Genomic DNA, 9,924 nt, shown 5'->3' with positions numbered 1-9,924 from the left:
ACGTCACATCCCCAGATAGGTGGTCATCAGGCGCGGATCGCGCTTGAGGGTTTCGGCAGGGCCTTTCATCACGACCGTGCCGTTCTCCAGCACATAGGCGCGGCTGGCGAGTTCCAGCGACTGCACCACGTTCTGCTCCACGAGCATGACGGCGAGCCCCTCGGCTGCGATGCGGGCGATCAGCGCGAACATCTCCTCCACGAGCAGCGGAGACAGGCCGAGGGACGGCTCGTCCATGATGATGAGGCGTGGCTCGGCCATCAGCCCGCGGCCGATGGCGAGCATCTGCTGCTCGCCGCCCGAAAGGGTCCCGGCAAGCTGCGCGGCACGCTCGCGCAGGCGCGGGAAGATGGTGAAGGCGCGCTCCAGATTGACCGCACGGTTGGCGCGGGCGCGGCGGTAGCTGCCAAGTTCGAGGTTCTCCCGCACGCTCATGTTGGGGAAGATCTTGCGTCCTTCCGGAACATGGATGAGGCCCCGGCCCATGATGTCGGGGGCGGGCAGGCCCGTGATCGAGGCGCCATCGAAGCGCACCGTGCCGGCGCTGGCGCGAATCAGGCCGGAGACTGCGCGGTTCAGCGTGGTCTTGCCCACGCCATTGGCGCCGAGGACGGCCACGATCTCGCCGGGCTGCACATCCAGCGACACGCCGCGGAGCACGGCCACGCCGCCATAACCTGCCTGAAGCTCCCTGATCTCAAGCATGGGGCGCTCCACCCGGTGAGGGGCGAGGCGTCGCGGACGCGTCTGACGCCGGCATCTGGCGGGCCTTGCTCTCCTGCTCCTGCATGCGCGCGGCGGCGCCATGGCCGAGATAGGCCTCGACGACGCTGGCATCGCGCGAGACGGCGCCGGGCGGGCCCGAGGCGATGATGCGGCCCTGGGCCAGCACATGGACCATGTCGCACAGGCTCATCACGGCCTGCATCACATGCTCGACGATGAGGATGGTGACGCCGCGGGCGCGGATGGCCTGCACCACTGGCATCATGTCGCGGATTTCCGACGGGTTGAGTCCCGCCAGCACCTCGTCGAGCAGCAGCAGCCTCGGCTCCGTGGCCAGCGCGCGGGCAAGTTCGAGCCGCTTGCGGCCCGCCACGGTGAGTTCGCCGGCCGGCTGGTCGAGAAGCGCGCCGAGGCCGACCTCGCGCCCTACAGCGTCGGCCCTCGCCAGCGCATCGGAGCGTGCGGCATGGCGCAGGAAGGCCCCGACCGCGATGTTCTCGCGCACGCTGAGCCCCGCGAAGGGCTGCACGATCTGGAAGGTGCGGGCGATGCCCAGCGCGGCGCGCTTGTGGGCGGGCAGGGCGGTGATCTCACGCCCCTCGAACGCCACCTGGCCGGCCGTCGCCGGCTCGAAACCGGCGATGATGGTGAAGAGCGTGGTCTTGCCCGCGCCGTTCGGGCCGATCAGGCCGGTGATGGAGCCCTGCCGGACCTCGAGCGAGGCATGATCGACCGCGACCAGGCCGCCGAAACGCTTGCTGACCTCCTTGACCGAGAGAAGGGGGGTCATGGCCTCGCCCTCCCTTTGCCGAGAAGGCGGCCGGCAAGGCCCAGCACGCCGCGCGGCGCATGGGCCACGCAGAGGATCAGAAGCACGCCGAACACCACGAGATCGACGCCGGGGATGGAGCCGCCCATCAGATTGGCGAACACGGTCTTGGTTACCTCTCCGAGGCCCAGCAGCACGACCGCGCCCACCAACGGCCCGAACACGGTGCCAAGCCCGCCTATGATCGGCGCCAGCAGCGCCTCGACGGAGACCCATGGCCCGTAGGCGAGGTTGGCGTCCAGATAGAGGAATTTCTGGGTGTAGAGGCAGCCGGCGCTGGCGGTGATCGCGCCCGACAGCGTGATGGCCTTGAGCTTGACGCCAAGCGCATCGACGCCGAGAGCGCGGGCCGCCTCCTCGTTCTCGCGCACGGCGACGAGTTGTGCGCCGAAGCGGGAGCGTGCCAGAGCCAGCGTCAGCGCAAGTCCCGCAGCCACGAAGCACAGCGCCAGCCAGTAGGCCACGCGCTTGTCGGCGAACTGCATCTGCGCCGGATCAAGCCTGAGCGGCACGAGCACGCCCGCCGCCCCGCCGGTGAAGCCAGAGGCATTGGCGCTGATGCGGAACAGCTCGGCGAAGGCGAGCGTCACCAGGGCGAAGTAGGAGCCGCGCAGACGAGCACGGAAGCTGAGAAAGCCGATGGCGAAGCCGACCAGCGCGCCCAGCGCCATGGAAAGGGGCAGGGCGAGCCAGGGATTGATGCCGAACCGCACCTGAAGCAGCGCCATGGCATAGGCCCCCGTGCCGAAGAACACGGCATGGCCGAAGGAGAACTGGCCGCCATAGCCGCCGAGGATGTTCCAGCCCTGGGCCGCGATGGTGATGATCATCGCGAAGCTGAGGAAGTTGAGGACGGTGTTCGAGCCTAGCCCAAGCGGCAGCAGGGCAAGCGCGGCGACGACGGCGATGATCGGCAGCCAGGGCGCCATGGAATTGCTTTCGCCGCTCATGCCCGCGCTCCGAACAGGCCGGTGGGTTTGAACAGCAGCACCAGGATGAAGATCAGGAAGATGCCGATCTGGCCGAGGCTCTCGCCGAAATACAGCCCGGACAGGCTTTCCACCACGCCGATGATGAGGCCGCCGATGAGCGCGCCGGTGATCGAGCCCATGCCGCCGAGCACCACGATGGTGAAGGCGACGAGCACGAAGGCGTTGCCGATGCGCGGATTGACGAGGAAGGTCGGCATCAGCAGGCAGGCGGCGATGGCGAGGCAGGCCGCGCCGATGCCGAAAGTCACGGCATAGATGTGGTCAACATTGATGCCTGACAGCGAAGCGCCGGTCTTCTCGCGCGCCACGGCGCGGATGGCCTTGCCCGTGTCGGTGCGCGCGAGCAGAAGCCAGAGGGCGCCCGCCACGACGAACGAGGCGCCGAAGGCGACGAGCTTGGGCGTGGACAAGAACAGGTTGCCCACCTCGACGACGGAGAAGCCGTAAGGCACGTCGATCGAGCGGGTGTCGGAGCGAAATCCGGCCAGCAGGGCGTTCTCGATGATGATGGAGAGGCCCAGCGTGACGAGCAGGATGTTGCTGTCATCGCCGTGGCTGGCCGGGTTGATGACGAAGCGCTGCACGCCGTAGCCCAGCGCGAAGAAGAGCGGCGTGAGGATGAATATCGCAAAGTACGGATCGATGCCGAAGGCGTTGTGCATCACGAAGACGGCAAACATCGCTGCCGTCAGCGTGGCGCCATGGGCGAAGTTGATGATGTGAAGCACGCCATAGACGAGCGTCAGCCCCAGCGCGATCAGCGCATAGACGGCTCCGGTCATGAGACCGTTCGCGAGCGCGGACAGGAAGATGTCGAGCTTGAGCATGATCGAGGCGTCATCCCCGGCGGCCCGACGGGCCGGGAAGGGGATCCATTCGCATATCGGCATGGTGGATCCCCTTCCCGGCGCCTTGCAAGCGCCGCCGGGGATGACACCGTGAAATGATCGCAGCCTTTGCAGTCAGGCCGCCCTCACCCTGCGCCTCGTGGAGGTGCAGGGTGAGGCCTTGTGCCTCAGACCGCCGGGAAGACCGGCTTTGCGTCGGCGAACTCGGTCGGGAAGATGACCTTGATATCGCCATTCTGCACCTGGGTGTTCACCGGCGCCGCGCCCTGGTTCTGGCCGTTGACGAACCTGGTCGGGCCATAGGGCATGATGTGGTCGGAGAAGGCGGAGTTGGCGAGTGCTTCGGTGACCCTGGCGCGATCGGCCGAGCCGGCGCGCTCGATGGCGTCCGCCAGCAGCCTCACGCAGGAGTAGTTGAGCGGGGTGTTGTAGAGCCAGAACCGGCCGCCCTGCTCGGCCTGCGCCTTGACCTGCGCCGTCTTGGGCTTGCGCGGATCGGCCCAGTGGTTGCAGTCCATGACGAGGTTGGCCGCGTCGGAAAACTCCTTCACGAAGCGGAAGTTGGAGGCTGCGCCGTTCAGGATGGCGTAGACGCCCTTGGGACGGATGCGCTGCTGCTGCATGGTGCGGGCCAGCAGCACGAACTCGGCATAGTAGCTCGACGGGATGACGAGATCGGGGTTCAGCGCGCGGATGCGCAGGGCCACGTTCGACATGTCGCGCGAAGGCGTCGGGTGAGCAATGGTCTCGAGGATCTCGAAGCCGCGCGGAGGCAGCTGGGTCTGGAGCAGCTTGGCCATGCCGGCGCCGAACAGGCCGTCTTCATGGACAATGACGACGGTTCGGGCCGGCTTGCCGGCGGCGTCGTTCAGCTTGACGAGGTTCTCCAGCGCGGTGGAGGTGACGTTGCCGAAGCCGGGCCCGAAACGGAAGGTGTTCTTCAGCCCGCGCCCGACGATCTGGTCGGAGACGCCCACATCGCAGATGTAGGGGATGTCATAGCGCGAAGCGGCCTGGCTGGCGGCCAGCACGATGGGGGAGGCGAAGCCGCCCACGATGGCCGCCACGCCCTCGGCCTGCATGCGCTCGACCTCGGCCGTGCCGCCCTCGGGATTGGAGCGCGCGTCGCCGAAGACCATTTGCAGCCGCGCGCCGCCCATCGACTTGATGCCGCCGGCATTGTTGATCTCGTTCAGCGCGATCTCCGCGCCGAGGCGGCCATATTCGCCGTCCTGCGCCAGCGCGCCGGTCACGGGCTGGAGGATGCCGATCTTGATCGCGGGCGACTGGGCCCTCACGAGGCCCGGCATGGCAAGCAGCGCGCCTGTTGCGGCGGCGCCGCGCAGGATGGTGCGACGATGGGTGGTCATGGTCTTCTCCTCGCTGTGGTCGGCCCTCTGCGGTCGCTCTTTGCCGCAGTTGTCTGGATGCCGGTTGGGTTCAATGGGGGCGTCAGTCTCGGCAAACCCGAAGCTGTGGGCCGCCAATGCCGGTTCGCGCCGTCGCCGGTGCGCAGCATGTCCATGTGGAAGGCATGCATGTCGGGCCGGTAGAGAGCCGAAAGATGCTCGATGCCGCAGCCTTCCGCATCCACCACAACGCGGGTGAGCGAGATCAGCGCCGAGCCGATCTCCACATCCAGTGCTGCGGCAGTCTCCGGCCCCGCCAGTGTGGCCGATATGGTCTGGCCGGCCCGGTCCGCCACGACGCCGGAGCGCTCCAGCAGCGCAAGCAGCGGCGTGCGCGCCAGATCGGCCTCGCAATAGGTGGCGCCGATGCGCTCGGGAACGTGGGTGGTGAGATGCGAGAACGGCTTGTCGTCGAGATAGCGCACGCGCACGCAAAGCTGCGTGCGCTCGCCCGGCTCGAGCCGAAGCGCGGCGGCGACGGCGGGGGCGGGATCGACGTAATCGAACGAGAGCAGCTTCACGCGGGTGGCGCGGCCCATGGCCACGAGGTGGCCCATGAGATCCGACAGGTTAGCAACGAGCGGCGCGTGCGTCTTTGCGCCATTGACGAAGGTTCCAGCGCCCGGCTGGCGGGTGATGAGGCCGTCACGGGCCAGGCCATCGAGCGCCCGCCGGATCGTCACGCGCGAGAGGCCGTGGGTCGCGGCGAGGTTGGGCTCGCTCGGCAAGCGTTGGCCTGGACCCAGAGCGCCGCTCGTGATCCGATCCTTGAGAAGCAGATACAGCCGATGGGTCTTGGATGTCTCGATGGCGTCCAATGCGGGGGCTCCGGCTTGCCTATATGTATTACATCTAGCACAGATGCGTCACGTCAAGGTCCCGGAGGCAAGAAGATGACGAGACAAGGCGCAAGGCTGCGTGGACTGAAGGGGCATGTCCTGTGAGCGCGGCGATCCTGCCGTCTGCGGGCCTTCCGTTCGAGGCCCGATGCGACGTGCTGATCATCGGGGCGGGCGCTGCCGGGCTGGTTGCAGCGCTGCGGGCGCGCGAGGCGGGCTGCGAGGTGCTGGTCATCGAGCGCGACGCCGTGCCCCGCGGCTCCACCGCGCTCTCCGCCGGGCTGATCCCCGCCGCCGGCACGCGATTCCAGGGCGAAGCTGGCGTCGCGGACAGCACGGCGAGCTTCGTCGCCGACATCATGGCCAAGGCTCATGACGAACCTGAACGCGCGCAGGTGGAGCGTGTCGCCGCCGTGGCGGGCGAGGTGCTGGAATGGCTTGCCGATCGGCATGGCCTGCCGTTTTCCATCATCACCAACTTCACCTATCCTGGCCATTCGGCCTGCCGCATGCATGGCCTGCCGAGCCGTTCCGGCGCGGAACTGATGGACCGGTTGCGCAGCGCGGCGGAAGCTGCGGGCGTCGACATCGTGACCGAGGCCCTGGCTGCGGCGCTGCTGTGCGATGGCCAGCGGGTCGCCGGGGTGGAGATCGCGAGACCCGATGGCTCGCGCGACCGCATCGGCTGCGAGGCTCTGGTGCTGGCCTCGAACGGCTATGGCGGCGCGAAGGACCTGGTCGCCGCCGAGATTCCGCCGATGGCGGAGGCGCTGTATTTCGGGCATCCCGGCAACCAGGGCGATGCCCTGGTGTGGGGCCGCAGGCTTGGAGCCGCCACGCGGCATCTCTCCGGCCATCAGGGTCACGGCTCGGTGGCCCATCCCCACGGCATCCTCATCACCTGGGCCACCAATGTCGAGGGCGGCTATCAGGTGAACCTCGCTGGCGCACGCTTCGCCAACGAGGCGCTGGGATATTCGGAGGCGGCGGCCAGCATCCTCGCTCAACCGGAGGGGCTGGGCTGGAGCCTGTTCGATGGTCGCATCGCTGGTATTGCGCGGCAATTCGAGGATTTCCGTCAGGCGGAAGCGGCAGGGGCGGTGCTGTGCGCGGAAAGCCTCGAAGTCCTCGCCGCGATGATGCGGCTGCCGGCAGACAGTCTCGCCGCCACCCATGCCGAGGTCGAGGCCCTCAAGCGCGCCGGCGGAACCGATCGCTTCGGGCGCAGATGGGCGGGCATCGCGCCGCTGTCGCCGCCCTTCCATGCCGTCCGTGTCACGGGCGCGCTGTTCCACACCCAGGGCGGGCTGGTGGTTGATCACGAGGCGCGGGTGGTGAGCACGAGCGGCGACGGGTTCCCCAATCTGTTCGCTGCCGGCGGCGCGGCCTGCGGCGTGTCGGGTGCGCAGGCTTCGGGCTATCTCTCCGGCAACGGCCTCCTGACGGCGGTCGGCTACGGCTACATCGCCGGCGAAGCTGCCGCGCGTCAGGCGAAGGCGGCGACGGTGGCGCGGGCGCCATCTGCATAAAGCCGCGCCAAAGGCGCCTTGACCGCAGCCAGCAAGGCGGGGTCGCGCCCGATCTCGCCGAAGACGTCGGCGATCCCAAGCATTGCCGGGGCCAGTCTTTCAGCGAGGGCAGCGGCATCGGCGGGGTTGCCGGTGCGCGCCACGCCGGTCGCGCCCGCAGCGGCGCTGGCCTCGGCGAAGCGGGCCGCCAGCGGATCGTTGATCGGCAGGGTCGCCCCGTCCTCGCCCGTGCCGGTCATGAAGCGGCAGAAGGCGGCGATGGCGAGGCCGATCCGGGCGATGGGCTGGCCGGTTGCCAGGCGTTCGCGGGCGGTGTTGACGAGGCGCTGCGGAATCTTCTGCGTGCCGTCCATGGCGATCTGCGCCGTGCGGTGGCGAAGCGCGGTGTTGCGGTAGCGGCCGAAGAGCGCATCCTTGTAGGCATCGAGCTGCGCGCGGGTGAAGCCGGGGATGGTGGGCCCAAGCTCCTCATCCATCATGGCGCGCACGACGCGGGCGAAATCGGGTTGGCCGACCACGTCGGAGATTGTCTCCAGCCCCGACAACTGCCCGAGATAGGCCATGGTCGAGTGCGTGCCATTGAGCAGTCTGAGCTTCATCAGTTCATGGGGCGCGACCTCGCCGACGATCTCGACTCCGGCCTCCTCGAAGCGCGGGCGCCCCGCCCCGAAGCGGTCCTCCACCACCCATTGGATGAAGGGTTCGGTCATGACCGGCCAGGCATCCGTGACGCCGAGCGCGGCAGCGACGGCTGCCCGATCCGCATCCGTGGTGGCCGGAACAATGCGGTCGACCATGGTCGAGGGGCAGACGAGTTCGGCCTCGACATGGCGGCCGAGATCCATGTCGCGCAGCGCTGCGAAGTCGGACAGAACGCGATGCACGGTGCGGCCATTGGCGGGCAGGTTGTCGCAGCACAGCACGGTGAAGGGCGCCACGCTCTCGCTGCGGCGGCGGCGCAGCGCCTCGACGATCAGGCCGGGCGCGCTGACGGGCGCAAGCGGGGAGGCGAGATCGTGGCGGATGTCGGGGTGGTCATCGTTGAGCAGGCCAGAGCCCGCAGCGCGGCAATAGCCCTTTTCGGTGATGGTGAGCGAGACGATGCGGATGCGCGGATCGGCCATGGCCGCGATCAGGCGCTCACGCGCCTCTGGCGCGACGATGACCTCCTGAATGGCGCCGATGACGCGCAGCGACGTCGCAGCGCCGTCGCGCACCGCCATGGTGTAGAGCCCGTCCTGCGGCGCGAGCGCATCGCGCGTGTCGGCGGAGCGCAGAGATGCAGCGATGATGCCCCAGCTTGTCTCGCCGGCCGCCAGCCTGTCATCCACCACCACGGCCTGATGCGCGCGATGGAACGCGCCGACGCCCAGATGCACGATGCCCGGCGTGATGCCGGCGCGATCATAAGCTGGCCTTGCAATCGAGCGGGGGAGTGCGGCAAGGCTGGCGTTGGAGAGGCGTTGAAGGCTCATTTGAACACGCCCGGCAGCCAGAGGGAGAATGCAGGCACGTAGGTGACCAGCATGAGGACAGCCACGCTCGCGCCGTAGAAGGGCCAGATCGTCTTCATGGATTCGCCGATCGATATCTTGCCGACGGCGCATGCGACGAACTGCACCGAACCCACCGGCGGCGTGTTCAGCCCGATCCCTGCATTGAGGATCAGGATCACGCCGAAGTGGATGGGGTCCACGCCGAAGGCCGTGACGACAGGCAGGAAGATCGGCGTGCAGATGATGATCATGGGCGCCATGTCCATGAAGGTGCCGAGCACCAGCAAGATAAGGTTGATCATCAGGAGGATGGTGGTCGGATCGTCGGAGACGGCCTTCATCGCCGCGACGGCGGTCTGCGGAACCTGCAGGAAGGCCATCAGCCAGCCGAATGAGCCGGCCGCCCCGATCACCAGAAGCACCATCGCCGTGGTGCGGACGGCGCCGTGGGTGGCTTCGACGAAATCGGACCAGCCGAGCCTGCGATACACCAGCGCCGCGATCAGGAAGGCGTAGAGAACCGCGATGCAGGAACTCTCCGTGGCGGTGAACCAGCCGGAGCGCACGCCACCGAAGATGATGAAGATCAGCAGGAGGCCGGGCGTGGCGACGGCCAAAGACCGGCCGACCGCTGCGAAGCCGGGAAACACGCCTGCGGGATATCCGCGCCGCACCGCAACGACATAGGCCGCGATCATCAGCGCGCCGGCGAGCATCAGCCCGGGAACCACGCCGGCGGTGAACAGGTCCGCGATCGAGAGGTTGCCGCCCGCCGAGAGCGAATAGATGATCATGTTGTGCGAAGGCGGAATGAGCAGGGCGATGATGGCTGCGTTCGCCGTGACGTTCACGGCGTAATCCGCATCATAGCCACGCGCTTTCATCTGCGGGATCATCAGGCCTCCGACCGCCGATGCGTCCGCGACGGCGGAGCCCGAAATGCCGCCGAACAGCGTGCAGGTCACGACATTGACCTGGCCAAGCCCACCCCGGAGATGGCCGAACATCGTGGCCGCGAAACCGACAAGGCGCTCCGCGATGCCGCCGCGGATCATCAGGTCGCCCGCGAAAATGAAGAAGGGGATCGCCATCATGGCGAAGGCGTTCATGCCGCTGTTGAGCTGCTGGAACACGACCACCGGCGGCAGGCCCATGTAGAGCACGGTCGCGAGCGACGCGAGGCCGAGGCAGAACGCGACCGGCGTGCCGATCAGCAGCAGGACGGTGAAGACGCCGAAAAGGACCCATAGCTCCAT

At 67.9% G+C, this 9,924-nt stretch carries 9 protein-coding genes; 1 reads left to right on the top strand and 8 read right to left on the bottom strand.

The window, feature by feature from the left end:
* Positions 1–3: 3 nt before the first annotated feature.
* The 6 genes from HEQ16_13250 to HEQ16_13225 form a co-directional block, all read right to left on the bottom strand.
* Positions 4–705 carry an ABC transporter ATP-binding protein gene (locus tag HEQ16_13250; GenBank protein MCO4054985.1) on the bottom strand — a complete coding sequence of 234 codons (702 nt, stop codon included), beginning with the start codon at positions 703–705 and terminating at the stop codon, positions 4–6.
* Entirely contained in the window at positions 698–1,516 is an 819-nt protein-coding gene (locus HEQ16_13245) for an ABC transporter ATP-binding protein (GenBank protein ID MCO4054984.1), read from the bottom strand. Before HEQ16_13245 ends, HEQ16_13250 begins: the two co-directional genes overlap by 8 nt.
* Complete coding sequence (locus tag HEQ16_13240; protein MCO4054983.1) at positions 1,513–2,484, bottom strand: branched-chain amino acid ABC transporter permease; 972 nt, start codon at positions 2,482–2,484, stop codon at positions 1,513–1,515. Before HEQ16_13240 ends, HEQ16_13245 begins: the two co-directional genes overlap by 4 nt.
* Positions 2,485–2,501: 17 nt before the next feature.
* Positions 2,502–3,374, bottom strand: coding sequence for a branched-chain amino acid ABC transporter permease (locus HEQ16_13235; protein MCO4054982.1), 873 nt, complete (start codon positions 3,372–3,374; stop codon positions 2,502–2,504).
* Between the two features lie 188 nt (positions 3,375–3,562).
* Positions 3,563–4,765, bottom strand: a complete 1,203-nt coding sequence (locus HEQ16_13230) for an ABC transporter substrate-binding protein (protein ID MCO4054981.1) — start codon at positions 4,763–4,765, stop codon at positions 3,563–3,565.
* On the bottom strand, positions 4,762–5,622 hold the full coding sequence (locus HEQ16_13225; protein MCO4054980.1) for a GntR family transcriptional regulator: 861 nt from the start codon (positions 5,620–5,622) through the stop codon (positions 4,762–4,764). The genes HEQ16_13230 and HEQ16_13225 overlap by 4 nt, the downstream gene beginning before the upstream one ends.
* 134 nt (positions 5,623–5,756) lie before the next feature.
* Here HEQ16_13225 and HEQ16_13220 point away from each other — a divergent pair, with 134 nt between their 5' ends.
* The gene (locus HEQ16_13220; protein MCO4054979.1) at positions 5,757–7,172 is read left to right on the top strand and encodes an FAD-dependent oxidoreductase; all 1,416 of its coding nucleotides are present in this window, start codon (positions 5,757–5,759) and stop codon (positions 7,170–7,172) included.
* Here HEQ16_13220 and HEQ16_13215 read toward each other — a convergent pair.
* Positions 7,130–8,647, bottom strand: coding sequence for a mannitol dehydrogenase family protein (locus tag HEQ16_13215; protein MCO4054978.1), 1,518 nt, complete (start codon positions 8,645–8,647; stop codon positions 7,130–7,132). The two genes, HEQ16_13220 and HEQ16_13215, sit on opposite strands and share 43 nt — an antisense overlap.
* Complete coding sequence (locus HEQ16_13210) at positions 8,644–9,924, bottom strand: TRAP transporter large permease (protein MCO4054977.1); 1,281 nt, start codon at positions 9,922–9,924, stop codon at positions 8,644–8,646. Before HEQ16_13210 ends, HEQ16_13215 begins: the two co-directional genes overlap by 4 nt.

Source organism: Bosea sp. (in: a-proteobacteria) (genome assembly GCA_023910605.1).
GTDB lineage: Bacteria > Pseudomonadota > Alphaproteobacteria > Rhizobiales > Beijerinckiaceae > Allobosea.
This window is presented reverse-complemented; position numbering and strand designations above follow the sequence as displayed.

Excerpts from the sequence above, each read along its gene's own strand:
- HEQ16_13230 (MCO4054981.1), bottom strand. The coding sequence starts at position 4,765 with ATGACCACCCATCGTCGCACCATCCTGCGCGGCGCCGCCGCAACAGGC.
- HEQ16_13240 (MCO4054983.1), bottom strand. The coding sequence starts at position 2,484 with ATGGCGCCCTGGCTGCCGATCATCGCCGTCGTCGCCGCGCTTGCCCTG.
- HEQ16_13250 (MCO4054985.1), bottom strand. The coding sequence starts at position 705 with ATGCTTGAGATCAGGGAGCTTCAGGCAGGTTATGGCGGCGTGGCCGTG.
- HEQ16_13215 (MCO4054978.1), bottom strand. The coding sequence starts at position 8,647 with ATGAGCCTTCAACGCCTCTCCAACGCCAGCCTTGCCGCACTCCCCCGC.
- HEQ16_13245 (MCO4054984.1), bottom strand. The coding sequence starts at position 1,516 with ATGACCCCCCTTCTCTCGGTCAAGGAGGTCAGCAAGCGTTTCGGCGGC.
- HEQ16_13235 (MCO4054982.1), bottom strand. The coding sequence starts at position 3,374 with ATGCTCAAGCTCGACATCTTCCTGTCCGCGCTCGCGAACGGTCTCATG.
- HEQ16_13210 (MCO4054977.1), bottom strand. The coding sequence starts at position 9,924 with ATGGAGCTATGGGTCCTTTTCGGCGTCTTCACCGTCCTGCTGCTGATC.